This is a genomic window from Polyangium sp. y55x31 (assembly GCF_029946505.1).
Lineage (GTDB): Bacteria > Myxococcota_A > Polyangia > Polyangiales > Polyangiaceae > Polyangium.
The window spans coordinates 162,205-185,762 of record NZ_JARZHG010000012.1 but is presented as its reverse complement, the minus strand read 5'-3'; the positions used below and the strand labels follow the sequence as shown (position 1 = coordinate 185,762).

General features: G+C 68.6%; 20 protein-coding genes. 16 read left to right on the top strand and 4 right to left on the bottom strand.

The features are described from left to right. Positions 1 to 22 precede the first annotated feature (22 nt). Complete coding sequence (locus tag QHF84_RS22245; RefSeq protein ID WP_281315372.1) at positions 23 to 2,515, top strand: hypothetical protein; 2,493 nt, start codon at positions 23 to 25, stop codon at positions 2,513 to 2,515. Between the two features lie 38 nt (positions 2,516 to 2,553). Here QHF84_RS22245 and QHF84_RS22240 read toward each other — a convergent pair whose 3' ends face one another. Next, positions 2,554 to 2,976 carry a nuclear transport factor 2 family protein gene (locus QHF84_RS22240; RefSeq protein WP_281315371.1) on the bottom strand — a complete coding sequence of 141 codons (423 nt, stop codon included), beginning with the start codon at positions 2,974 to 2,976 and terminating at the stop codon, positions 2,554 to 2,556. Between the two features lie 35 nt (positions 2,977 to 3,011). On the opposite strand from QHF84_RS22240, the gene QHF84_RS22235 reads away from it, so the two are divergent. The 5 genes from QHF84_RS22235 to QHF84_RS22215 all read left to right on the top strand — a co-directional run bounded on the left by QHF84_RS22235 (position 3,012) and on the right by QHF84_RS22215 (position 7,295). Beyond that, positions 3,012 to 3,620 carry a HutD family protein gene (locus tag QHF84_RS22235; RefSeq protein WP_281315370.1) on the top strand — a complete coding sequence of 203 codons (609 nt, stop codon included), beginning with the start codon at positions 3,012 to 3,014 and terminating at the stop codon, positions 3,618 to 3,620. Positions 3,621 to 3,891: 271 nt separating this feature from the next. Continuing rightward, complete coding sequence (locus QHF84_RS22230; RefSeq protein ID WP_281315369.1) at positions 3,892 to 4,632, top strand: polysaccharide lyase; 741 nt, start codon at positions 3,892 to 3,894, stop codon at positions 4,630 to 4,632. Between the two features lie 35 nt (positions 4,633 to 4,667). Further along, on the top strand, positions 4,668 to 5,345 hold the full coding sequence (locus tag QHF84_RS22225) for a DUF969 domain-containing protein (protein ID WP_281315368.1): 678 nt from the start codon (positions 4,668 to 4,670) through the stop codon (positions 5,343 to 5,345). Then, positions 5,342 to 6,292: a DUF979 domain-containing protein gene (locus tag QHF84_RS22220; RefSeq protein ID WP_281315367.1), complete on the top strand. Its 951-nt coding sequence runs from the start codon at positions 5,342 to 5,344 to the stop codon at positions 6,290 to 6,292. The genes QHF84_RS22225 and QHF84_RS22220 overlap by 4 nt, the downstream gene beginning before the upstream one ends. Continuing rightward, positions 6,270 to 7,295 (top strand): DUF2891 domain-containing protein, encoded by a 1,026-nt coding sequence (locus QHF84_RS22215; RefSeq protein WP_281315366.1) that lies wholly within the window; start codon positions 6,270 to 6,272, stop codon positions 7,293 to 7,295. The genes QHF84_RS22220 and QHF84_RS22215 overlap by 23 nt, the downstream gene beginning before the upstream one ends. Before the next feature lie 78 nt (positions 7,296 to 7,373). Here the strand turns inward: QHF84_RS22215 and QHF84_RS22210 are convergent, their stop codons facing one another. After that, positions 7,374 to 9,020, bottom strand: coding sequence for a S8 family serine peptidase (locus tag QHF84_RS22210; protein WP_281315365.1), 1,647 nt, complete (start codon positions 9,018 to 9,020; stop codon positions 7,374 to 7,376). 222 nt (positions 9,021 to 9,242) lie between these two features. Next, positions 9,243 to 10,829, bottom strand: a complete 1,587-nt coding sequence (locus tag QHF84_RS22205) for a hypothetical protein (RefSeq protein ID WP_281315364.1) — start codon at positions 10,827 to 10,829, stop codon at positions 9,243 to 9,245. Positions 10,830 to 10,992: 163 nt separating this feature from the next. On the opposite strand from QHF84_RS22205, the gene QHF84_RS22200 reads away from it, so the two are divergent. Next, positions 10,993 to 11,946 (top strand): AraC family transcriptional regulator, encoded by a 954-nt coding sequence (locus QHF84_RS22200; protein WP_281315363.1) that lies wholly within the window; start codon positions 10,993 to 10,995, stop codon positions 11,944 to 11,946. On the opposite strand, the gene QHF84_RS22195 is transcribed toward QHF84_RS22200, so the two are convergent. After that, the gene (locus QHF84_RS22195; RefSeq protein ID WP_281315362.1) at positions 11,867 to 12,955 is read right to left on the bottom strand and encodes an SMP-30/gluconolactonase/LRE family protein; all 1,089 of its coding nucleotides are present in this window, start codon (positions 12,953 to 12,955) and stop codon (positions 11,867 to 11,869) included. The genes QHF84_RS22200 and QHF84_RS22195 overlap by 80 nt on opposite strands. 273 nt (positions 12,956 to 13,228) lie before the next feature. Between QHF84_RS22195 and QHF84_RS22190 the strand changes: the two genes are divergently transcribed. The 9 genes from QHF84_RS22190 to QHF84_RS22150 all read left to right on the top strand — a co-directional run bounded on the left by QHF84_RS22190 (position 13,229) and on the right by QHF84_RS22150 (position 23,520). Then, the gene (locus QHF84_RS22190; protein ID WP_281315361.1) at positions 13,229 to 13,618 is read left to right on the top strand and encodes a hypothetical protein; all 390 of its coding nucleotides are present in this window, start codon (positions 13,229 to 13,231) and stop codon (positions 13,616 to 13,618) included. Positions 13,619 to 13,682: 64 nt separating this feature from the next. Further along, the gene (locus tag QHF84_RS22185) at positions 13,683 to 15,113 is read left to right on the top strand and encodes a lipase family protein (RefSeq protein WP_281315360.1); all 1,431 of its coding nucleotides are present in this window, start codon (positions 13,683 to 13,685) and stop codon (positions 15,111 to 15,113) included. Between the two features lie 316 nt (positions 15,114 to 15,429). Further along, positions 15,430 to 16,323, top strand: coding sequence for a response regulator (locus tag QHF84_RS22180; protein ID WP_281315359.1), 894 nt, complete (start codon positions 15,430 to 15,432; stop codon positions 16,321 to 16,323). Between the two features lie 85 nt (positions 16,324 to 16,408). Further along, positions 16,409 to 17,185: a response regulator gene (locus QHF84_RS22175; RefSeq protein WP_281315358.1), complete on the top strand. Its 777-nt coding sequence runs from the start codon at positions 16,409 to 16,411 to the stop codon at positions 17,183 to 17,185. Then, positions 17,182 to 17,778, top strand: coding sequence for a chemotaxis protein CheW (locus QHF84_RS22170; RefSeq protein WP_281315357.1), 597 nt, complete (start codon positions 17,182 to 17,184; stop codon positions 17,776 to 17,778). Before QHF84_RS22175 ends, QHF84_RS22170 begins: the two co-directional genes overlap by 4 nt. After that, positions 17,775 to 19,169, top strand: coding sequence for a CheR family methyltransferase (locus tag QHF84_RS22165; protein WP_281315356.1), 1,395 nt, complete (start codon positions 17,775 to 17,777; stop codon positions 19,167 to 19,169). Before QHF84_RS22170 ends, QHF84_RS22165 begins: the two co-directional genes overlap by 4 nt. Continuing rightward, positions 19,166 to 19,705, top strand: a complete 540-nt coding sequence (locus tag QHF84_RS22160) for a chemotaxis protein CheW (RefSeq protein WP_281315355.1) — start codon at positions 19,166 to 19,168, stop codon at positions 19,703 to 19,705. Before QHF84_RS22165 ends, QHF84_RS22160 begins: the two co-directional genes overlap by 4 nt. Before the next feature lie 8 nt (positions 19,706 to 19,713). Next, positions 19,714 to 21,357, top strand: a complete 1,644-nt coding sequence (locus QHF84_RS22155) for a methyl-accepting chemotaxis protein (protein WP_281315354.1) — start codon at positions 19,714 to 19,716, stop codon at positions 21,355 to 21,357. A gap of 45 nt (positions 21,358 to 21,402) precedes the next feature. Continuing rightward, on the top strand, positions 21,403 to 23,520 hold the full coding sequence (locus QHF84_RS22150) for a response regulator (RefSeq protein ID WP_281315353.1): 2,118 nt from the start codon (positions 21,403 to 21,405) through the stop codon (positions 23,518 to 23,520). Positions 23,521 to 23,558: the final 38 nt, after the last annotated feature.

The following is a 23,558-nucleotide window of genomic DNA, read 5'->3' as shown; positions in this document are numbered from 1 at the left end:
TGATTCGAGGAGATGATCTGAAATGAAAGATTCGATGAAGCTTGCTTGCACGGCCGCGCTCGTCACGGCGGGCGTCGTGTCGCCGGTGATCGCCCACGCTGCCACCACCCCCGCCGCGCCGCCCGCGTCGCCGTCGTACAGCGCGGATTCCTCGCCGATCGTGCTCCCCGTGCGCCCGGTCCCGAAGGATCCCTTTGGCCAGACTCTCCAGGAGACGTGCAAGAAACTCTCCGACGTGAACAGCGCCGCACTGACGAGCGCCGCCAAGCGCGCCCCGGCGAGCTTCGACGACGACGTGAAGGGCGCGGCCCGCGCCGCCCAGGCCGCCGAGCAGGCGCGCACGGCGCTGGCCGAGAAGGAGGCGGACAAAAAGAAAAGAGAAGAGGCGCTCGAGGGGCTGCAGAAGACGCTGAAGGACAAGGAGGATGCGGTCACCAAGGCCAGCGTCGGCAACGCGCGCAAGCAGGCCGAGAAGGAGCGCGACGAGGCAAAGAAGGCATACGACGAGGCAAAGAAGGCATACGACGAGGCAAAGCCGAAGCTCGACGCCTCTATCGGGCAAAAAACGAGGGCGCGCGACGCAGCGGAGAAGACGTTGGCCGACGCGATGGACCTTCTCGTCGCGCACCTCGCGAATCTCGCGCAGACATGCGCGGTCCTTGCCGATTCGAAGAGGTGGCAGAATCTCACGGAGGAGCAGCTCACGCTCCTGCGGGCGCTCCACGCCTCCAACGTATTTCCCTCACTGGCCGACGCCATCGACAAGTCGTCGCTCGCCCTTGCATCTACGTCGGACGAGCTCGTCGAGAAGCTCGTGCCCGAGATGAAATCGGTGGTGATCGGAGCGTTCGCGTCCGGGGTGGGGGGCGCATCCGCCCTGGCGGGGTTCGGGAACAGGTTCGTCGAGGGGCTCGCCGAGTTCGTCGTGACGCGGGCCAAGCAGGAGGCGATCCTTTTCCTGCAGGAGCGGATGAGCAAATCGCTCTGCAAGGACGACGGGGGCCGCGCGCTGCCCGGCCAGACCCTGCTCGCGAATACGTGTGACGCGCTGCTCACCCTCAACGGGAAGATGCCGCTGCATTCGATGGGCACGTACCTCAACGCCGCGACGAGGAAGGACCTCGTCGCGTTGCCCGATTCGTTCCTGCACGTGACGACGGACCTGGATCCGGCGCACCATTACATCTACGAGCCGGGGCGGCTCGTCTACGCCGTCGCGCGTATGACCGCGGAGGGAGGTCCTCATCCGCTGGACGTGCTCTCGTCCGTGCACCAGATCCCGCTGCGCAAATGCGAGATCGACACGGGGACCACGGACGCGGGGAGGTGGTGCAAGAATATCTTCCGATCGGTGCGCGTGGGATCGAGCTTCGTGCACGCCATTCGGCAGGAGGAGGAGCCGAAGAGGCTGATCACCGGTCCCGACGCGGAGGCCGGGCCGCGTCTGATCACGCTCGCGCTCAATTTCGAGTCGCATGCCGGCATCGTGCTCACCGCCGATAAGCTCGGGAAGGCCCTCACGGCGTTCCGCGCCGCGGCCGAGGCAACCATCGCGGTCGACGAGGCCATCGAGAACCTGAACAAGGGAAAGAAGGACGACGATACGACCGCCGAGCGGCGCAGGCGAATCGCGCAGGCGACGCTCCAAGGCACGCTCGCGATGATTCAGGCGGCGCAGACGCTGGCGGGCGTCGCGGGCGCGCCCTCCGACGGCAAGGTCATGGAGGTGCTGAACCTGCTGCAGGTCGTGGGGCAGCTCGGCCAGGACAGCTTGAGCGAGGATTATGGCGCGCTGGCCGTGGACCTCGCACGGCTCGTGAAGACGATGCAGGCGCTCTTGCCGAAGAAGGGAGAGCCCGGCTTCGACAAGGTGGAGCGGGTGACGAAGCTGCTCGATGCGGTCGGGCAATACATGCCGTTCATTGTCGAGATCGCGGCGGCGAAGAGCAGCCAGGACGTGGCCGCGGCCTTCGAGGCCGCCGCGGCGCCCGTGGGCAGCTACAAGGTGAAGTTCGACCGGCCGACGGTGGCGTTGAATGCATTCTTCGGTGCGTACGGCGGAGGCGAGGTGCTCCTGACGGAGAAGGCGGATGGCGTGCTCCTCGGGGCCGGAGCGTTCGCGCCCGTGGGGTTGCACCTGTCCAAATCGTTTTGCGAGAGCGGAGCGGCGCCGCTCGGTCTCATGATCTCCGTGCTGGATCTCGGCGCGCTGACGCAGCAGCGACTCTTGCAGGATGTCAATCCGGACGGGGACGCCGCGGGGAGCGGCTCGGCGGCGCAATCGCCCACCGTGAGCTGGGAGCAATTCATCTCGCCGGGGCTCTACGGGACGGTAGGCGTAGGAACGAGGCAAAGCCCGACGCCGTTTACCTTCGGCCTGGGCGTGTCGTTCGTGCCGAACTTCCGCAAGGTCGAGGTGACGACCGACGGGAGCACGAGCGGGCCTTTCGACGCTCCCGTCCTGCGGTTCGGCGTCTTCGCGGCGCTGGATTTGACCCTCTTGCCGCTGAACTGACCGAGACCCCGAGCCGCGCAGCCACGAGAGTCCCGCGATCAATACCGTTCCGCGAGGTGACTGCGGTCGTACGGCGGCTCCCCCGGATCGCCGAACATCTCGGTCGCCTCGACGATCTGGCCATTACGTACGCGGTAAAAGCCGCTCGCGTGGACCACGTTCTTCCCGAGGACGATCGTCACCCGCGCCGCGGCGCGTTCGCCCTCGGCGATCACTTCCTCCACGGTGATGTGCCAGTCCCCGGGGTAGGTCCGGTTCACCTCGACGAATGCATGGGCGCCGCGGATCCGCTCGCGCGTCTGCGGCCACGTCGCGACGACATCGTCGGCGACGAGGCGCCGCACGGCGTCCCAGTTTCTCGCTTCCATGCCTTCCCAGACCGATCGTACGACGAGCGCGGTGTCCATGATGCCGAGGCTGTTCGCCCAAGTCCGTCGCGCCGTCAAGGGCATTTCGGACATGGAAAACGTTGGCTCGTTCGGCTACCCTTCGCCTCGTGCAGATTCGTCACCTCCGGCCGTCCGATTACCGCGTCATGCCCTGGAAGAACGGTCTTGGCACCACGACCGAGATTGCCGTCGACCCGCCCGGGGCCGGGCTCGATGATTTCGTCTGGCGATTGAGCATCGCCGATCTCGCGGCCTCGGGGCCGTTCTCCACGTTCCCGGGTATCGAGAGGATCATCCTCCAGACCGAGGGAGATCCCATGGAACTCGTGCACGAGGCTCGGGGCCGGCGGCGCCTCTCGCTCCTTTCGCCCTATCGGTTCGACGGCGCGTGGCCGACGCACGGCGAGCTCGGAGGGACGCCCGCGCGTGATTTCAACGTCATGGCGCGCCAGGCTCACGTCCGTCCGAGCGCCGCCGTTCATTCGCTCGCCCGCGGCTCCAGGGTCTGCCTCTGCCTGGCGGCGGAGACGCAGATCCTTCATGTGTTTCGTGGGAAGGTCGTGATTCGTGTCGACGGTTCCAATACGGCGACCGACCTCCTCGGCGCGGAGACGTTGATCGTGGAGGGGCAGGCGGAGATCGAGGTCGCCGCGGACGTGGAGGATGCGGTGGTGTTCGTCGCGGCGTTCGACGGATCCCGTCCTCGAAGCGCTTGACAGGCCAACCGTATTTCATTCCCATCGGTCCATGGCACACCGGATCGCGGCCTTCGCTCTCGTTCTCGCCACAGCATCATTTCTCGCGTGCACGGAAAATGGCTCCTCCTCGCCCGCGGGTGGCGCCGGGAACGGAGGCGTTGGCGGAACTGGGGGCGCCGGAGGGAACGGGGGCGCGGGCGGAATCGGCGGCGCAGGCGGGACGGGGGGTATCGGCGGGACCGGGGGCGCGGGCGGAACCGGGGGCGCGGGCGGATCGAGCCCGGAGAACGTGCTCGTGCATGCAGATTTTCAGCAGCGCTCGCCGGGGGTTTACAGCGAGGACATGGTCGCGGGCGATTTCCTCGGCGCACCGGGCTGGAACAATGGGCTCGACGAAGGGCGCGCGAGCATCGTCGACGAAGCGGAGAATCGATTTTTGCGGGTGACGTATCCGGCGGGCGAGTATGGCCCGGACAAGGGCGGCGTGCAGTTCAAGGTGCCGCTCGGGCAGACGTATCAGGAGCTTTACCTTGCCTACCGCGTGCGGTTCGGCGCTGCGTTTGCCTTCATGAAGGGCGGCAAGCTCCCGGGGCTCGTCGGCGGTTCGGCCCCCACGGGCTGCGTCGAGGACACGACCGGCTTCTCGGCGCGGATGATGTGGCGCACCGGGGGCGCGGCGGTCCAGTACATGTATTTCCCCGAGAAGAACAATAGCTGCGGCGACGATTACGATTACATGTCGGGCGGGAGCGCGATTTCTTTCGAGCCGGGGACCTGGCACACGGTCGAGCACCGGGTTTTGATGAACACGCCCGGCGAGCATGACGGCGTTCTCCAGGCCTGGTTCGACGGGCAGCCGGTCCTCGACGAGCAGGCTTTTCTTTTCCGGCTCGCAGGCGCGACCTACGGCATCGACACGCTGTACTTCTCGACCTTCTTCGGCGGCAGCGACGCGAGCTGGGCGCCGCCCTCCGCGCAGATCGTCGATTACGACGATTTCATCGTCTCCACGGGCCCCATCACGCACTGAACGGCCCGGTTTTTTCGACCAAAATGGGAGGGCACGTGCTGTCATTGATCGGGATCGCCGTGGTGGTCTTGGGCTTCATGGCCCGCCTCAACCCGCTGCTGGTGGTGACGGCGGCGGCCCTATTGACCGGGCTGGCCGGTGGCATGGGGCCCGTCGAGGTCGTGGCGACCTTCGGCAAGGCCTTCCAAGAGAACCGATACGTGAGCGTGGTCTGGGTCGTGCTGCCCGTGATCGGGCTGCTCGAACGGGCAGGATTGCAGGAGCGGGCGAAGACCCTGATCGGCACCATTCGCGCGGCCACCGCCGGTCGGTTATTGCTGCTTTATTTCGTTTTGCGTCAGATCACCGCGGCGCTCGGCCTGACTTCGCTCGGCGGGCACGCCCAGATGGTGCGCCCGTTGATCGCCCCCATGGCCGAGGCCGCCGCCGAGGCGCATCACGGGCCGCTCCCCGAGGCGGCCCGCCAGACCGTGCGGGCGCACGCCGCCGCGGCCGATAACATTGCGCTGTTCTTCGGCGAGGACATCTTCATCGCGATTGCCTCGATCCTCCTGATCAAGGGCTTCCTCGCGCAGAACGGAATCCTCGTCGAACCTCTCCAGCTCTCGGTCTGGGCCATCCCCACGGCGATCTGTGCGCTGCTGATTCATGGCACGCAGATGATGCTGTTCGACCGACATCTCGCTCGCTTGATCGCCGAGGGCAGGCAATGATCGGGTACGGTGTCCTCTACGTCATTGCCGGAGTCTTTTTCGTCATCATCGCGGCGCTGAGCGCGCGCGACAAGACGAACCCGAAGCGCTGGAAGAATACCACGTTCTGGGGATTGTTCGCGGTGAGCTTCCTGTTCGGCTCGTACCTGCCGGACGTGGTCAACGGCCTCGTGGTCATTGCCATGGTGCTCACGGCGGGCATCGGCGGCCTGGGGCGCGGCGCGCCGGCGACGAGCAGCCCCGAGGAGCGACGCGCGAGCGCGGCCCGCCTGAAAAACAAGCTGTTTCTGCCGGCACTCGCGATTCCCGCCACGGCGCTCCTCGGTACGTTTCTGTTCAAGCGGCCCGAGCTTGCGGGGCTCGTCGAGCCCAAGCAGGCGACCCTGGTCTCGCTGATCCTGGGCGTGTTCGTCGCCCTCGCCATTGCGATGCCGATGCTCGGGGCAAGGCCGAACGTCCCGATGCAGGAGGGGCGCCGGCTGCTCGACACCGTCGGCTGGGCTGCCATTCTTCCGCAAATGCTCGCCGCCCTCGGCGCGGTCTTCGCGGCCTCCGGGGTCGGGACCGCCATCGGGACGCTCGCGTCGGCCTGGTTGCCAGCCGGGAGCGCGTTCGCCGCGGTGGCGGCTTATACGTGCGGCATGGCCCTCTTCACCATGATCATGGGGAACGCTTTCGCCGCGTTTCCGGTGATGACCGCTGGGATCGGCCTGCCGCTGATCGTCCAGCGGTTCGGTGGAAATCCGGCCATCATGGGCGCCGTGGGGATGTTGTCCGGCTTCTGTGGAACCCTGATGACCCCCATGGCCGCGAATTTCAACATCGTGCCGGCTGCGCTGCTCGAGCTCTCCGACCGAAATGGAGTCATCAAGGCGCAGGTCCCCACGGCCCTCGTTCTCCTCCTCGCCAACACGGTGCTGATGTATGTCCTCGTCTTCCGCTATTGAGCTCACCCCGGAGCTGGCCACGAAATTCGCGCGGCTCGCCCTGGGCCACGTGACCCGGCCCTATCCGTACAAGCTCGACCACGTGATGGCCGGCGATGGGGACGTCCTGCCGCCGCGCGTCCTGCATCCGATTTTCCACGGCAGCTTCGACTGGCATTCGTGCGTCCACGGCTACTGGTTGCTCGCGCGCCTTTTGCGGCGATTCCCGGACATGACCCCCGCGGCCGAGATTCGTGCCCTGTTCGAGCGCATGCTGACGCCGGAAAACGTCGCTGGAGAGCTCGCTTATCTCGCCCGCCCGGAGAGCAAGGGCTTCGAGCGGCCTTATGGCTGGGCATGGTTGCTCATGCTGGGCGCGGAGCTCGGGCGCCACGAGGGGGCTCCCCATCGCGAGGTCCTACGCCCGCTGGCCCGTGCTTTCGCCGAGCGCTTCAAGGCGTTCCTGCCCAAAGCTACCTATCCGATTCGCACCGGCACGCATTTCAATACGGCATTCGCCCTGGCGCTCGCCTCCGAGTATGCGGAGGCTGCGAACGATGACGAATTGGCCCGGCTGATCGAAGCCACCGCCAGAGGATGGTACCTCGCCGACGCGGATGCCCCGGCCTGGGAGCCGAGCGGCGACGACTTCCTCTCCCCCACGCTGGTCGAAGCCGAATGCCTGCGCCGCCTTCTTCCGGCGGCCGAGTTTCGCCCGTGGTTCGCGCGTTTCCTGCCCCGAGCGGCCGGCCGGATGCCGGAGAGCCTGTTCAAACCGGCCCTCGTGAGCGACCGCAGCGACGGAAAAATCGCTCACCTCGACGGCCTGAACCTGAGCCGGGCCTGGTGCTTCCGTTCGATTGCGAGGGCCCTGCCGGCCGACGACCCGGTGCGCGCCGTCGCGCTTGCGGCCGCCGATGAACATCTCGCCGTGGGGCTCGCTCACGTGGCCGGCGATTACATGGGCGAACACTGGCTGGCAACGTTCGCCTTGCTGGCACTAGAAGCGGGTGCAGCCCGATGAGCGTGTCTTCTTCGGGAGCACCCGGACCGGCGGCGAGCTGCCCCTGGATCGTCTGATCCAGGGCGTTCGCGGCATGGCTCACTTGCAGATCTGCTTGCCATTTTGACAGGTGCCCGAGCAGCACTCCGAATCGTCCGCGCAGCTCTCGCCGGCCGCCTTGCAGACCTCGACGCTGTCGCTGGCGGCGCTGCCGCTCGTGCCCAGGAGGGCGTCGAGCGCGGCCTTCGCCTGAACGAGGCCATATCCGAACGACGAATCGCGGCCGGCCGCGCCGAGGTCCTGCGCCGACGCGTCGATCGCATTGCGGATCTCGACGTTCGTCGCCGACGGTTTCTGGCTCCAGAGGAGCGCGGCGACGGCCGAGACGTGCGGCGTCGCCATCGACGTTCCATTCCACCACTCGTACCCCGTGCCCGGCACGAGCCGCACCGTGTTCAGCGTGGCGGCCGCGCCGATGGAATTGGCGACGAGCTTCTGGCCGTCCTCCATTCGCAGGGTGATGGCCGGAATCACGCTCGTGACGCCCGTGCCGAGCGTGCCCGAGAAGTAACCGGAGACGTTGTTGTAGACGACCGCGCCGACGCCGCCTCCTTTCCGCACGTTGTCGACCTTCGCCGCGAGGCCGTTCGAACTGCGCTGGCAAAGGACGACCTTGCCCTCCCACGCGCCGATCGTGTCGCACAGGCCGCCGTTCACGAGCGCGCCCGTGACGGTCATTTGCGCCGCGCCCTCGATGAGCCCGCCCGAATCGACGTTCGAGCCCACAGCGACGCTCGGCGTCGCCCAGGGCACGGTCGAGAGCACCTCCACGCCCGGCGCGGCGATCTCGACGTCGGCATTACGCTGCGAGAAACTGGCGAGCGCCTTGTTCCTGTCCACCGCCGCCACCGACATGACCGAAGCATATCCGGCCGGATAGGACGTCGACGTGTTGCCCGCATTGCCCGCGGCCGCAATCGGGAGAACGCCCGCGTCATAAGCACTCTGGAAGGCGATCTCCTCGAAGATGCTCCTGACCGTTCCACCGAGGCTCATGCTGACGACCTTCGCCCCGGCGGATCTGCATTTGCCGAGCGCGTTGACGAGGGTCGACGCGTACGCCCACGAGCAATTGTTGCCGAAGACGCGCACGATATGAAGGGATACGTCGCCCGGGGCGACGCCGACGACGCCCTGCGTGTTGTTCACGGCGGCGATCGTGCCCGCGACGTGCGTGCCGTGGCCACAGCCGTCCATGTTCCAGGGCAGGTTGCCATCATAGCCCGAGACGGGCACGCCCTTCAGATCCGCGTGTTCGGTGTAGAGGCCCGAGTCGATGATGCAGACCTTCGTGCCGCCGCCGCTCAGGTTTGCCAGGGCCGGATCCGACGCCTGCACCATCGCGATACCATAAGGCGGCCATTGCGTGGATGGCTCGCGTCGCGGGTCGACCTCGACGTACTCGACGTTCGGGTTCTTGGCGATGGCTTGAACGGCCGCGTCGGGCAGCGTCACGGCGATGGCGCCGTGTTCGGGGAGCTCGATCTCGAGATGACCTGCCGCCGCCGCGAGCACCTCGGCTCGCTTCGAATAATTCTTGAGCTTGAGAATGTACCGGCCGTCCGGGGAGAGGGCCGCCGAGGCCGTCCCCACGTCCTCCGCGCCATCGTCCGCGCCGGTGGTACAAGCCGCAAGGCCGAACGAAACGAGCACGAAGGCGAATCCCTGTCCAAGCCTTTTCGTCATATCGGTTCCTTTCGGGATGGACGAATGCCCGACGTCCCGATCGCTTTGCGATCGACGGCATGGTCGTCCCGTGGAAGCTGCCCGCGAGGAACGTGGACTCTGCTCTGCGAATGGGTTCTTTGCAATGGTTCGGCTTCGAGGTGACGCCTCGGGCCGCCCATTCAATTGCAGTCAGGGGCCGAAGGATGGGAATGTGGCGTAGAACGATCGGGAACGGCGGAGCTAGCGCGCGGGGCCGCGCGCGACGAGCGCATACTCGTGCTCACCCCAGATCGTCTTGCCGCCGTCGTGCACCTGCTCGCGCACGTCGAGGTGTTCCACGAGCAATCGGAGCGTGCCGCGCGCGTCCACGGACGCGCCCCACACGGTGTCGGTGCCCGCGTGGCCGAAGCGCTCCGCCCAGCGTGGTTCGCCGCCTGGACCGAAGCTCGCGACGAAGCCATCCGGCGGCGACGTGCTGCCATAGGGATCCTTGGCGACATACGCCTCGCTTTCGAGCACCTGATTGCCGAAGCGCATCGGACCGGTGAAAGCCCCGGTCGCGACGAGCAGGCCGTGCCCGTCTCCGTCGAGGTGGGTCACGTGATCGATTCCCGGCCCACCGAAGCGCTGCGCCCAGCGCTCGACCCCGGGAGGCGCGATTCGCACCACGATTGCATCCTCCCAGAACTCTCCGAGCGGCGGCCGATCGTGGCCGGCCAAGCGCACCGGTCCTCGGACCTTGCCCCCGACCACGACGTCCCCCCCGTCGAGTGACGTGATTGCATCGAGATCCATGGCGGCGGACTCGCTATGCCAGCTCCAGCGGTACTCGCCTTGCGTCGACAACGCGACGACAGCGGCGCCCACCGGGCGCTGCTCCCGCTGGAACCTGGCTGTCGCAGCGACGACCTCGCCCGTGGACGTCCGAGTGATGCTGGTCATGTGCAGGCCGGTTCCTCCGCATGCGCGCAGCCACGCGAGCGAGCCGTCCGGCCGGAAGCGCGCAACGAGGCCGGTGCCGGCGGGTTCGTCGTACGCGACGTCGCCGATTGCGAGCCGCCCCTGGAAGCCGCCGGCGACATAGGCATCGCCGGCTGGGTCGACGGCGACCGCGTGGAGCGAGGCGCCGAACGATGAAGGAAGAACACGCGACCAGAGCGCGCGGCCGTCGCGCGCAATCTTGGCGATGAAGGCGCTCGGCTCCTCGCCCACCGGACCGAGCCATGCGATGTCCGCAGCGTCGCGCGTGGGGCGCCGCGCGGACCCGACCACGATGGCATTGCCTTCCGGATCGAATGCCACGGCGCGGGCGGAGGCGCCGCGCGCGTCGAGGCGAAAGACGCGCGCGCCTTGGGCATCGAAGCGCGACAGGAAGTCGGCATCCGAGCCGCCGACGAGCGCGTCGCCGTCGCTCGTGACGGCGAGACCCCAGGCGCCGCTCAGATTGGTCCGCGACGCGACGACGGTCGACCATACCGACGAGCGGTCGGCAAAACGAGCCGTGGCCGACATCCAGAACTGATCCGGCATGAGCTCGCAGGGGCCGGTACCCGAGCACGCGCCGGCCCAGCCCACGAACGCCGAACGATCGTCGGGGATGGCCTTCAGCCGGAACGCGATCCCTTTGCCCCACTGGTCGAGGCACTCGACGCCGCAGCCTTCCGGCAGCGCCTCGACGACGACACGGCCTTTGCCGAGCCCGGACATTTCGACGCGCGGCCGAAGGACCTGCGGCTCGGGCCCGGACAGGAGCGCGCGTGAAGAGCAGCCACCGAGCGCAGTGGCCAGCGCGGCGACGGTTGCGAACTCGCGGATTCGGTTCGTCATGGAAGTCGACCTTCGTACGCCATGCTACCGCGCCTCGGCATCGGGCTCAAGCGGACTCCGCGATCCGTGCTCCCATCGAGGGAGGGCGGACTTGGCGCGGCGTCGGGGTGGAGCCGGCGCATCCTTCTGTACACCAAGGATCAGTGCTACGATTGCATCGAGAATGGCAAAGGCGCCGGAAAAATTTCACGCTTGCGAATTTCAGACGCCCGCGACCAGCGCCGCCGTGCAGCTCTTTCGGTCGAACGCGCGATCGTTCGCGGCCGAAGGCACCGAGGAGCCGCGGATCCAGGTGGGGGTGCTGCTTCGCGGCATGGTCCGCACCGAGACGGCCGGGGGGCTCCTGGTCAGCGACGCTCGCGAGGCGCCACGCGTGTGGATCATGCCGGCGCACACCACGTATGCCGTCACCGCGATCCCCGGTCATGCGCCCGAGAATCTCGGCGCATCGATGGACGCTCGTGTTTTCTCCCATTACCTCGAAGAGGCGGCGGGCGCCCGCCTTTCGTTGCCCGAGACGCCGCTCGTGCTCGCCGATCCCGTCGCCGCCCTCGGGCTCCAGGCGTTCCATCAGAGCCTCTGGTCCGGCGCGGGGTCGCTCGAATGGGAGAGCTGGCTCGTGACGAGCCTCCGGCGGTTGTTCGGCGGCGCGGCCGAGGGAAAGGGCCCGCTCTCCGAGCCGCGCGGCGTCGCGCTCGCCCGCGAGTACCTGCACGCCCACCCCGGCGAGCAGGTTCCGCTCGACAAACTCGCGGCGGTCGCGGGCCTCAGCAAATATCATCTCGTCCGTGCATTTCGCGCCGCGGTTGGAATGCCGCCGCACGCTTACCAGCTCCGGCTGCGCCTCACCCGTTCGCTCTTTTTGCTGCGGCAGGGGCAGCCGCCCTCCGTGATCGCCTACGAGCTCGGCTTCGCGGATCAGAGCCATTATACCCGCGCCTTCCGGGCCGAGTTCGGGACGACGCCGGGCGCGTGGCTCCGGGACCTCGCCCGGCCACGCGCCCGCGCGCGCCTCGATGTCCCGCCCGCGCCCGCGTCTACGGGAGCACGAGCTTGGCGAGCGACGGCTTGGCCTTCGACGGATCCGAGGCCAGCGCCGCGAACGCCGCATTCGTGATGTAGAGGTTCCCGTCGTCGACGACGAGCGAGGCCGGCGATTGCAGCGGCTCGCCGCTCGCGATGCTCTTCACCGTCTTGTCCATGCCCACCCGGATGATCGTCTCCTTGTAATTGACCGCCACGATCAGGTCGCCCGTGCTCGGGTCCACCGCAATGCCGTCGGCGCCCGAGAGCGTGGCGCAATCCGTGGCCAGGAAGACCTCGGGTTGGCCCGCGCTGCCGTCCGCGTTCACGGGGATCTTCACGATCGAGGCGCGATCGGTGTTCGTCGCGTAATACGCGTCCCCGGCGCGCACGAAGCCGTTGATGCCGAGGTGGAAGTTCGTCTGCACGCCACAGATGGCCGGGTCGGGCGTGAGGAGCATGTCCTCGAGCCATTTCGAGACCGTGCCGTCCTTCGTCACCTTGAAGATGGTGCCGGACATCGAGTCGCTGACGAGGAGGTCGCCGGCCTCGGTGAAGCGCAAATCGTTGTTGAAGGCCATGGCCGGATCCGAGGCGAAAAGCATCGCCTCACCGCCCGCGGCCGGCACGCGATAGATGCCCGTTTGCGGCCCGCCTTGCGCGGTGATGTTGAGCGCGCCGTAGACGGCGCCGTCCGGGCCGAGGGTCAGGCCGACGAGCGCGCCGCCGTTTTGCGGGAAGGCGGGCATGGCGCCGAAAGGCGAAATCGCGCCGGTCGCGAGGTCGACCTTCAGGATTTGCCCGGTGAGCACCGCGCCGACGTAAGCGACGCCGTCCTTGACGTCGAGCCCCTCGACGTATTCGCCTTTCATCGGATCGAAGGCGGCGACCACCTCGGGGGCGCTGCTGCTCCCCCCGCCACCGCCATTGCCGCCATTGCCGCCCGCCCCGCCGGCGCCGCCGCTGCCGCCCGAGCCCGAGGACGAGGACGAGGACGAGCTCTGGGTCGAGGCGGGCGCGGGATCATAGCTGCAGCCGGCGACGAGCGCCGAGGTCGAGACCAGAAAAGAGAGGATTGCGATCGAGAGAGGACGGCTGTGCATGGTCGTGAGCTCCTGGGCGACGCGGGGGAGAAGTGCGCGCCGACGAGGGCAAGATGCGCCCGGCGAGGCGCGGCGTATGGACGCGCCTTGCGCTCCCGCGGAAAAAGTGTGAATGCGCGGGAGTCGAAGGTGGAAACGGGGTGGCCGCGGGCGCGACGCGGGCCGGAGCACGGGCCGTTTGGAAGAATCTTGCGGTCGAGGACGCGATGCGTTGGAATATCGTGAACGCGCGGCGTCTCTTGACACCCGGAAACCGTTTGCTAGCCGTGGTGAATGCGTTTTCCGAGCACTGCCCGGCCGTGGTACGTGTTGGGGATCGTCGCCGCCGTGCTGGGGGTCGATGGGGTCGCGTTTGCGTGCTCGGGTCCGGGGGCGATGGAAGCGATCCTCCGCGCCGAGCGATTCGGCTGGATCCTGTGGTTCGTGACCGCTCTCGTGGCGGTGGGATCGACCTTCGTTCCTCGAGTGCGCGCCGCTGGCGTTCGGAAGCAGTGGCCGTTGCTCCTGCTTCTGGTGCTTCATCCGGGCTGGTGGATGAGCGCTCGCTCCGGGGATTGCGGACGAACGCTTTTGGCAAGCTCGGTTCTCGCCGCGGCACTGACGCTCGTCGTGGCCGGGTTCTTGTTTTGGCGCTCCGGACGCGTGGCTCCCGCGGTTCGTTGATCAAAAGCTCGGGCACGCCGGGGCCATTGCCGGCCCGCGGCGCAACGCGTAAGGTGCGGGGCCCATGAGGCACCTTTTCGCTCGCCGCGTTCGCGGCATTCTTTTTGGCACCACCTTCGCCCTCGCCGCGTGCGGCGGTGAGGAAAATCCCCCGCCCAGTGTCCCCGGTACGCCGGAAACCCCGGCCCCCGAGGTCGCAGGGACGCCCGAGACCGACGCCCTCGCCGATGCCGCGGCCCGCTGCGGGCAGCCCGATCACGCCTGGCAGAGGGATCTCGCGCTCGGCGAGGTCACCACGCACAGGGCGACGGCCACGTACCCCAAGGGCCTGCTCGACGCGCTCGCGGCCGAGGCGCTCGGCGACTTGCCCGTCTCGCTGCAATACGACGTCGTGACCCACGTTTTCACGTACGTGACCCAGGACCGCGGCAAGCAGGTGGAGGCGACCGCGCTCCTCGCGTGGCCGACGACCGTGCCCGAAGGCGCCGAGGCGCTGCCGACGCTCATGGTCCTGCACGGGACCAGCGGGTTCACCGATGGCTGCGGCCCGAGCTCGGCGTCGGATACCGCGGCGCTCGCGGCCGCGCTCGCGTCGATCGGGTACATCGTCGTGGCGCCCGATTACATCGGCCTCAAGAACGAATCGCCGCCCACGGGCTTTTTGCACCCGTACCTGGTCGGTCAGGCGACCGCCATTGCATCGCTCGACGCGGCCCGCGCGGTCCTGCGCCTGCCCGAGGAGATCCGCGAGGGCGGCGCGCGTCCCTCGACGCGGCTCGCCGTGGTGGGCGGATCCCAGGGCGGGCACGCGGCGCTCTGGGTGGATCGCCTCGCGCCTTATTATGCGCGCGAGCTCGAGATCGTCGGCGTTGCGACCACGGTCCCGCCTGCGGACATGGTCGGCGAAGGCACGCTGGCGCTCACCACGATGCGCGAATCGACCGCCAACATGATTGCGTTTTATGGCGCGAGCGCGGGCTGGTACGGCGCGGAGGGCAAGCTCGCGGAGGTGCTGCTCCCGCCGCTCGATCAGGACGTCCCGGAGGCCCTCGGCGCGGGGTGCGATCCGGGGGATCTCCTTTCGGGCAAGGAGATGCTTTCGTCGCTCTTCCAGCCCGCAGTGCTCGACGCCGCCGCGTCGGGGACGCTGGACGAGCTCGCGCCGTGGGGCTGCATGGCCGCCGAGAATGGTTTGACCACGACGAGCGTGTCGCGCATCCAGAAGGACGCGCAGAGTTACGGCATTCTCTACATCACGGGCGAGGCGGATACGCTGGTCGATACCCCGACCGAACGCGCGGCCTTCGAGGCGCTGTGCAACGCGGGCATGCCCATGCGTTACCTCGAGTGCGCCGGCGCTTCGCACACGAAGGCCACGACCTGGGCGCTGCCGGAGATCCTCTCTTTCCTCGGGGATCGGGTCGCCGGCAAACCCTTCGAAAAGGCCTGCTCCGCGGGCGCGCCCGTCACCTGCGCAGGAACCCCGGCGCCTTGATCATGAATCTCGCGTCGAGCAAGGACGCGAAATCCATGGCCGGAGGGTGAGGGCGGTGCGCCAGCCAGTCGCGCAACGCGGGGTCGGAATCGGCATGGTGTCGCCGTTGACCATGCGTTGCGCGACGCGGGGGGCAGGATCGTCATCGCATTGACGTTGCCCACCGAGCCGAACATCGGATGGGTCGGGAGGGTTCGTTTTTACGATCAGGAGCGGTGATCACGATTGACGCCGGGCCGAGAAGTCTGTTACCCCCAAACGATGGGGAATCACTTTGATTCAAAGTAAGACACCCCTTCACGCTTCTCGGCGGGGGATGCTTCCTACGGGCAGAAGAAAGGTCCTCATCATCGATGATGATGACGACTTCGGCCGGCGCGCGGCATCTGCGCTCGAAGGTGCGGGCTTCACGGCGCGTTTCAACCACGGGCCGCAGGGGAGCTTGCAGGCGATCCGGGAGACGGCCTGCGATGTGGTGCTCCTCGACGTGAATATGCCGCAGCTCGACGGCCCACGTCTGGTGCGGATGATCCGGGAGACCTCGAGCGCGCCGCGTGTACGCGTGATCCTGTGCAGCAACATGCACAAGGGCGTTCTGCAGAAGCTCGCGGATCGGCTCGGGGCCGACGGCGCCATCCAGAAGCCCGAGGACACGCAGGAGCTCGCCTCGGTGCTCGAAGCGGCGATGCTCGCCGAGCCGGCGAGCCGTGTGCGCATGAGCGCGACGGCGCTCCTTTCGGACCCTTTGCGGGAGACGCCCGCGAGGTCGACCGACGGCGAGCCTCCCCCTTCCACGCGCAGGGCGTCGATCCGCGAGACGGGCAGCCTCGACATGACCATCGAGCCGCCGGACCTCGTCGTGCTCAAGGCGCGGGGCGCCGTCGCGAATGACCTCGGCAAGGCCGCGATCTCGCGACTGGAGGCGTTCGCCCGTCCGCGCCCCTATTACCTCATCCTCTTCGACATGTCCGAGTCCGTCGACCTCGACGCGGCGGCGCGGGACCACATGAGCGCCTGGGCGAGGCGCGTGCCGCCCCACGCGATGGCCGTGTTCGGTGCGGACTTCCATATTCAAGTGGTCCTCGAAATGGTCCAGCGTGCGGTGTCGAAGCTCACCGGCAAGCCCCTGCACCGCCATTTCTCCCGGGACGAGGCCGCGGCGAGGGCGTGGCTCGAAACGATGCGGCCGGGTCTCGACACAGGGAGCTAGGAGCCTCGCGCCGCCGCGCGCCGCTTCACCCGGAGCGCGTCCGGCGTGGACACGTCACCCGCGGCAGAAAGACGGAGCATACGAAATGGCCTCCGAGCACCAGCTCCTCCTGAGCGATTTCCTTGCGGAATCCGAGATGCTCCTCGACTCGATGGTGCGCTCGCGTGATTCCCTGCGGGCCTGCCCCTCGGATCGAGCCGCATTGCGTGAGCTCTCCCGCGACGCCCACACGCTGCGGGGCATTCTCATGATGGTCGAGCTGCCGGCGCTCAGGGACCTCGCGTGCCGGCTCGACGAGGCCGTCGGCGCGCTGCGACGGGACGAGGGCCGGAGCCCCGAGGATGCGCTGAGGCTCGTCGACGAGACTGTGAAGGCGCTCGCGGGCATGCAACGAGCTCCGGCCACGCAGGGCCGGGGCCACGTCCCGGCGCGGGCCGAAATGCGGGGGCACCAGGCCGTCCCCCTCGCGCGGTCGCGGACCGTCCTCGTCGTGGACGATAGCCGCACCGTGCTCCGCGTCGTGCAGCGCGCGCTCGAGGGGGCGGGGCTCCGCGCGCTCACGGCGAACACGATGGCGGCCGCGGTCGACGCGATTTCCAGGGAGCAGCCCGCGCTCATCCTGCTCGACCTCTCCATCGCGGAGCAGGACGCCGGCGCGTTGCTCCGACGGCTCTGCCGGGACGGCGTTTTCCACCGGATACCGGTCGTTCTTTTTTCCAACCAGCCGGAGACCTTGCTCCGCGCGGCGGCCAAGCGCCTCGGCGCCGCGGGGCATCTGCGCAAGACGGGCGACGCGCGCGAGATCGTCGCGGCGGTCTCCGCGCATCTCGAAAAGCCCGCACGGGCCTCGGGGGGAGCGTGAGCACGCGTCAAGACATCGGGCGGGAAATCGCCGAGCTCAAGCGACGTCTCTATGAGCTCGAACGATCCACGTCGACGCACGAAGCCGACGAGCCGCTGCCGCTCGCGGGCGAGATCCAGGCGGTCGTTTGTCGCGTCGAGGAGACGCGGGTCGCTTTGCCGCTCGACGTGGTCGAGCGAGCGGTCCCCGCGGCCGCGATGGCGCCCTTGCCCGAAGCGCCTCCGTGGGTGCACGGGCTCTTGAACCTCCGAGGTCGGGCACTCCCGGTGCTCGACGTGGCGGCCCGGATCGAGCGCCGTGCGCGGGCGCTCGACGTCGACGATCACATCGTCATCTGCCGACACGAAGAGCAACGGATCGGCCTCGTCGTGCAGGAGGTGCTCGGCGTGCGCGTGCTCGCGCTGGGAGAGCGGACGAACGGCCCGGGCGCGAGCTTGCCGATCGCGCCCTACGTGCGGGCGACGCTCCGTGATGCCCAGGGGCTCGTGCTCCTCTTCAGCCTGGGCCGCCTCATCGCGACCTCGGACATCCCGCCGCTCGAGGCGCCTCCCGAGGCGGAAAACGCGAGGCACGAGGAGACGCCCGCGCGATGAGCGGGGAGGGTGGGCTCGACGCGTTGCTCGACGCGATCGCACGCGCGAGTGGGCTCTCGCCGCGCGACGACTGGGCGCTGCAGGCCTCGCGCGGGCTCGAGCACATCGCGGTTCGTCGCGGCACCACGGTCGAGGCGCTCTCGCGGGAGACTTCGGCGTGGCCCTCGCTTCTGCCCGAGCTCCTCGACCATCTCACGGTCCGCGAGACGTTTTTTTTTCGGCACAACGGCCATTTCGATTTTCTGGTCGATACGCTCCAGTCACGGCTCACCGATCCGCTCGCGAGCGCGTGTGTGCTCTCGGCCGGCTGCGCGAGCGGCGAAGAGCCGTATTCCATCGCCATTGCCATCCACGCGCGGCTCGGCGTGAAGGCGCTCGCGCGGGTCCGCATCCTCGCGTCGGACATCAGCCCCGAGGCGATCCGCAAGGCGCGCGCCGCCGTCTACGGCGCGTGGGCCTTTCGCGAGGCGCCGGCCTGGCTCTCGGCCAGCTACTTCCGGCGCGGAGAGGGGTCGGGCGCGGAGGTGGCGGAGCTCGTGCGGCGGGCCGTGACGTTCGACGTGGGGCACGTGGTGCACCACGCGGCGACGCTCCCCGCGGGCTCGGTGGATGCCGTGTTTTTCCGGAACGTCGCCATCTACCTGAGCCCGAGCGTGATCGCGGACTCGTATCGCGAGTTTCACCGCGTGCTCAGGCCCGGAGGGCTCCTCATCGTGGCGCCCGCCGATCCTCGGCCGAACACGGCGCATTTCGTCGACGCGGGCCACGAGAGCACGAGCATCTACCGAACACGCGCCCCGGGGTTCGAGCCCGACGTGCAGCCGGTGCCGTCGAGCCGTCGAGGCCGCGCCGGGCCTCGCTCCTCGCGTTCGGCGCACCTGGCTTCGAAGTCGCGACCGTCGTTCGCCGCGGTGGGCCGCCCGTCGCGCGCTGCGGTTCGCGCGGCCCCGGCGCCGCCTGCGGCCCCGGCGCCGCCTCCGGCCCCGGCGCCCGCGGACCATCGTGATGTCGAAGCGGAGGCCTTGCGCCGCGCCGATCTGAGCCAGCCCGCCGCCGTTCTCTCCATCGTCACGGCGCTGCTCGAGCGGCCTTCGACGGCGCCGATCGGATACATGATCCGGGCACAAGTCTCGCTCGAACGGGGCGAGCACGAGGCCGCCGTGGAGGACCTACGGCGGACTTTGTTCTTGCGGCCCGAGCATCGACTCGCGCGTTACTGGTACGTCGTGGCGCTGCAGCGAGCCGGCCAGGCTGGGCAGGCCATCACGCAGGGGCGCGCGCTGGAAGGACTGCTCGCGACATGCGCGCACGACGCGCTGCTCGAGGACGGCGAGACCACGGCGGGGCAGCTCCTCGACGCCGTGCGGTTCGTCAAGGAAGGCCTTTTATGAAAGCACGACACGAAAACGATGCGTCGCGCGAGGAGATCCTCAAGCGGCGCGCGGAGCGCCTGGCCGCGACGGCGAGCGACGACGGACCTCGTCGGATTGCCGCTCGGGTCGCGCTCGTCGGCGCGGGCGCGCAGCGCCTCGGGATCCCGGTCGAGGTGCTGCGCGAGATCGTCCCGATGCCCGAGATCACCACGCTGCCGGGCCTTCCGCGCTGGCTCGTCGGGATCACGCACGTCCGCGGCGAGATCGTCGGCGTCGTCGACCTCGCGTCGATCCTCGGCGCGGGCGGAGAGCGCGCGAGCGCCATGGCCGTCGTCGAGGGCGCGAGGGGGCCGCTCGGGCTTTCGGTGGAGTCCGTCCTCGGGTTCCGGGACATCTACGAGGACGAGCTGTCGTCGCAGATGAAGTCCGATTCGCATCGTCCCGTCCAGGCCATGACCAAGGATCTCGTGGCGATCATCGACGTCGAGCGCCTTCCCGTCGCGCACGGCGAGGGGGAAAGCCCGCGCGCGGGGACGCGGGCGATCACGGATTGAGGAAAGACATGAACTTGACGATACGCGGCAGGATGCTGGCAGGGTTTCTCGCGGTGACGATTCTCTCGGGCGTGCTCGGCATCGTGAGCGTGTACGAGGCGGGCAACCTGCGCAACGTCAGCAGGGAGCTCGCGGAGAGCACCGTGCCGAGCGTGGATTCGCTCGGCCTCTTGAACGCGAACACCTCCGACCTGCGCCTGCTCTACCTCAGTCACATCGACTCGACGAACGAGGGCGACATGAGCCGCGTCGAGGTCGACATCAAGTCGATGCAGGACACCATCGACAAGCGCATCCAGGAGTACGGGCGCGACATCACCAACGACGAGGAGCGGAAGCTCCACGACGCGTTCGTCAGCGCGCATCGGGCGCACCTCGCAGAGGCGGCGCGTCTGCTCGCGAAGAGCCGCAAGAACGAGAACGAGGAGGCCCGCAAGGACTTCTTCGCCGCAGCGAAGACGCATTACGACGCGTCGAACGTCGCGCTCGACGGGCTCCTCGACTACAACCGGCGCGAGGCGATGACTGCAGCCAGCCAGGCGCAGGCTACCTACACCGAGGCGCGGAACATGCTCATCCTCGTCATCGGGGTTGTCCTCGCCGTGGCGGTCACGCTCGCCTTCTGGCTGTCGGGGACGATCGCCGCGCCGATCTCGCGGCTGGTCGAGGTCTTCCGCAAGATGGCGGCGGGCGATACGGCGGGCGCAGCGGAGGAGCTCAAGCAGGTCGACGTCGCCGCGGGCAGCGCGCAGGCGAACGACGAGGTCGGCACGCTCGTCACGGCGGCGCGCGAGATGACCGAGGGGCTGCGGACCGTGACGAAGAGCATGCGCGAGGGCGTCGCCCGGCTCTCCACGAACGCGACGCAGATCAGCGCGACCGCCAAGGAGTACGCGGGGACGGCGTCCGAGCAGGCCTCTGCGGTGACCGAGGTCAGCACGACCGTCGAGGAGATGAAGCAGACGAGCGAGGCCGCCGCGGCGAGCGCGCGAGAGGTCGCGCAGATCTCCGACGAGGCCGCGAAGAACGGCCATCTCGGCCGCGACAGGCTCTTCGAGGCGATGGCGATGATGCAGACGATCAATGAGCGCGTCGCCGGTATCGCGTCCCAGATCCTCCAGCTCTCCGAGCAGACCTCGCAGATCGCGACGATCGTCGACGCGGTGAGTGACCTCGCCGAGCAGAGCAACCTCCTCGCGGTGAACGCGAGCATCGAGGCCGCGAAGGCCGGCGAGCAGGGGCGCGGCTTCTCCGTGGTCGCGTCGGAGGTGCGTAGCCTCGCCGAGCAGAGCAAGCGCGCGACCCAGCAGATCCGCGGCATCCTCGCGCAGATCCAGAAGGCCACGCAGAGCGCGGTGATGGCGACCGAGGAGGGCACGAAGCGCTGCGACGACGGGCGTCGCGCGGTCGAGGCGGTGCGCGACATCGTGGAGAACCTGGCCGTGGTGCTGAGCGACAGCGCCTCCCGGGCGCGGCAAATCGCCGGCGCCTCGGCGCAACAGGCCTCCGGCGTCGCGCAGATCGCCTCGGCGCTCGGCGGCATCACGAAGGCCGCGCGGGACAACGCCACCGGCGTCCGGCAGCTCGAGGGCGCGGTCGTCGACATCGAGCGCCTCACGTTCGACCTCAAAGCGACCAGCGATCGGTTCTAGCCGCGCCGAGCGGTCGTGTGGGATCGAGGGCGGGAGCGAGGCGGGATGAGCCAGAGCGACAACGACGACATTTGGGCGCTGTTCTGCGACGAGGCGACCGAGGCGCTGGAGGATCTCGCGCGGGTCGTCGAGCGCTTCGCGGCGCCCGAGACGCTGGGCGATGCATGGGCGCTCGAGCGAGCGCTCCGGATCCTCCACAACATCAAGGGCGCGGCGCGTGTCGCGGGCAGCGAGGGCGTCGAGGCCGTCGCGCACGGCCTCGAAGAGGTGCTCGGCGCCTATCGCCGGGAGGGCGTGCCGATCGCCGACGTGATCACGCGCCTGCGCGACGGCATCGGCCTCATCTCGCGTTTCCTCGGGGGAGATGCGCCCCTCGAGGCCGCGCGTGATTTCGCGGTCTCCGTGGAGCCGGAGACGTTCTCCGAGCGCACGACCTCCGCGGACTCTTCTCCCGCGGGCGACACCGTGCCCACGAAGTCGGGACCCACGCCGAGCCCGACGAACTCCACCACGGTGCGCGTCGAAGCGAGCCGCCTCGACGATCTCATGCACTTCGCCGAGGAGTTTTTGGTCGCGCAGGGGCGCAGGCACGTGCGCCACGCCGAGCTCGAACAATGCCTCCTCGAGCTCTCGCAGATCGAGCGCGCGGCCTCGGGGGAGCTGCGCTCGGCCCTCGGCGACGTCGCCCGCAGGCTGGATGGTCTGGTGGAGGCGAACCGGCAGGACGTGCAGCGCTCCGGACACCTCGTCCGCGACTGGTCGGCCGCGGTCAAACGCGCTCGCATGTTGCCGCTCTCCGGGTCGGTGCCGCAGTGGAGGCGGACCGTGGCGGAGACCGCGCACGCCCTCGGCCGCGAAGTGCGCCTCGTCGCGGATGTAGGGGACATCGAGGTCGATCGGCAGATCCTCGACGGCCTGCGCGATCCGATGATGCACCTCCTGCGCAACGCGGTGGATCATGGCATCGAGCCGCCCGAGGTCCGGGAGCGTCAGGGCAAACCCCGCATGGGCACGATCCGCGTACGCGCCCGCGCGCCCGGGATGATGGTCGAGCTCGAGGTGTCCGACGACGGGCGCGGCATGGATGCGGCCGAGATCGGCCGTCGGGCCGTCGAGCGCGGGATCGTGTCGCCGGAGCGGCTCGCGCGCATGAGCGCCACGGAGACCGCCGAAATCGTCTTTTTTGCGGGTTTTTCCACCGCGACGTCGGTCAGCCACGTGAGTGGCCGAGGCGTGGGCCTCGACATCGTCAAGCAACGCCTCTCGGAGCTCGGGGGCCACGTCCGGATCGCCGAGCCCACGGGGGGCGGGGGCACGTTCCGGATGGAGGTGCCGGCGACGGTCGTGTCGACGAAAGCGCTGCTCGTGCGCACGGCGCGTACGGCTTATGCGCTGCCGACGGCGTACGTGGCGCGAGCGTTCCGCGTGGCCGCCTCCGAGGTGCAGGTCGTCGACGGCGTCGCGGCGGTGCCGGACGCCGGGGGCGAACCTCTGCGGCTGCGGTGGCTCTCGGCGCTCATGCAAGAGCCCCGACAAACCGACCCGGCGAAGCTCATCGTCATTGCCCTTTCCGACGGCGCGACCCGTCTCGGCGTCGTGGTGGACGAGGTCGTCGGTGAAGTCGAGTCCGTCGCCAAGGGGTTGCCGTGGAACATCCCGCGCATCCCGGGCATCGCGGGGGCGATGATCCTGGGCAGCGGCGTTTTGGCCGTCGTCCTCGACGTGCCGCGCCTGCTCGATGTCGCGCGTGGTCGCCATGGCGAGCGCACGGAGACCGTCCACGCGGCGGAGGCGGTGAAGAAACGGCGTATCCTGGTGGTCGATGATTCGCTCACGAGCCGGACGCTGGAGCGGAACATCCTCGCCGCGGCGGGGTACGAGGTGGACACGGCGAACGACGGCGAGGCTGCCTGGCAAGCGTTGCAGGGAGGCGCTTATGACCTCGTCGTCTCGGACGTCCAGATGCCGCGGCTCAACGGCGTGGAGCTGACACAACGGATTCGCGCGCATCCGAAGTTCAAGAGTTTGCCCGTGATTCTCGTGACCAGCCTGGACAGGCCGATGGATCTGGCGCAGGGGAGCGCCGCGGGGGCCGACGAATACATCGTCAAGGGCCGCTTCGACCAGCGCAAGCTGCTCGAGGCCGTGGCGCGGCTGATCTGAGGCGGAACGTCGACGATCATTTTACGACCTGACGTTCA

What these genes read in the sequence shown, in the direction of transcription:
- QHF84_RS22245 (WP_281315372.1), top strand. Translation starts at nt 23, where the DNA reads ATGAAAGATTCGATGAAGCTTGCTTGCACGGCCGCGCTCGTCACGGCG.
- QHF84_RS22240 (WP_281315371.1), bottom strand. Translation starts at nt 2,976, where the DNA reads ATGTCCGAAATGCCCTTGACGGCGCGACGGACTTGGGCGAACAGCCTC.
- QHF84_RS22220 (WP_281315367.1), top strand. Translation starts at nt 5,342, where the DNA reads ATGATCGGGTACGGTGTCCTCTACGTCATTGCCGGAGTCTTTTTCGTC.
- QHF84_RS22215 (WP_281315366.1), top strand. Translation starts at nt 6,270, where the DNA reads ATGTCCTCGTCTTCCGCTATTGAGCTCACCCCGGAGCTGGCCACGAAA.
- QHF84_RS22210 (WP_281315365.1), bottom strand. Translation starts at nt 9,020, where the DNA reads ATGACGAAAAGGCTTGGACAGGGATTCGCCTTCGTGCTCGTTTCGTTC.
- QHF84_RS22205 (WP_281315364.1), bottom strand. Translation starts at nt 10,829, where the DNA reads ATGACGAACCGAATCCGCGAGTTCGCAACCGTCGCCGCGCTGGCCACT.
- QHF84_RS22200 (WP_281315363.1), top strand. Translation starts at nt 10,993, where the DNA reads ATGGCAAAGGCGCCGGAAAAATTTCACGCTTGCGAATTTCAGACGCCC.
- QHF84_RS22195 (WP_281315362.1), bottom strand. Translation starts at nt 12,955, where the DNA reads ATGCACAGCCGTCCTCTCTCGATCGCAATCCTCTCTTTTCTGGTCTCG.
- QHF84_RS22190 (WP_281315361.1), top strand. Translation starts at nt 13,229, where the DNA reads ATGCGTTTTCCGAGCACTGCCCGGCCGTGGTACGTGTTGGGGATCGTC.
- QHF84_RS22185 (WP_281315360.1), top strand. Translation starts at nt 13,683, where the DNA reads ATGAGGCACCTTTTCGCTCGCCGCGTTCGCGGCATTCTTTTTGGCACC.
- QHF84_RS22180 (WP_281315359.1), top strand. Translation starts at nt 15,430, where the DNA reads ATGCTTCCTACGGGCAGAAGAAAGGTCCTCATCATCGATGATGATGAC.
- QHF84_RS22175 (WP_281315358.1), top strand. Translation starts at nt 16,409, where the DNA reads ATGGCCTCCGAGCACCAGCTCCTCCTGAGCGATTTCCTTGCGGAATCC.
- QHF84_RS22165 (WP_281315356.1), top strand. Translation starts at nt 17,775, where the DNA reads ATGAGCGGGGAGGGTGGGCTCGACGCGTTGCTCGACGCGATCGCACGC.
- QHF84_RS22160 (WP_281315355.1), top strand. Translation starts at nt 19,166, where the DNA reads ATGAAAGCACGACACGAAAACGATGCGTCGCGCGAGGAGATCCTCAAG.
- QHF84_RS22155 (WP_281315354.1), top strand. Translation starts at nt 19,714, where the DNA reads ATGAACTTGACGATACGCGGCAGGATGCTGGCAGGGTTTCTCGCGGTG.
- QHF84_RS22150 (WP_281315353.1), top strand. Translation starts at nt 21,403, where the DNA reads ATGAGCCAGAGCGACAACGACGACATTTGGGCGCTGTTCTGCGACGAG.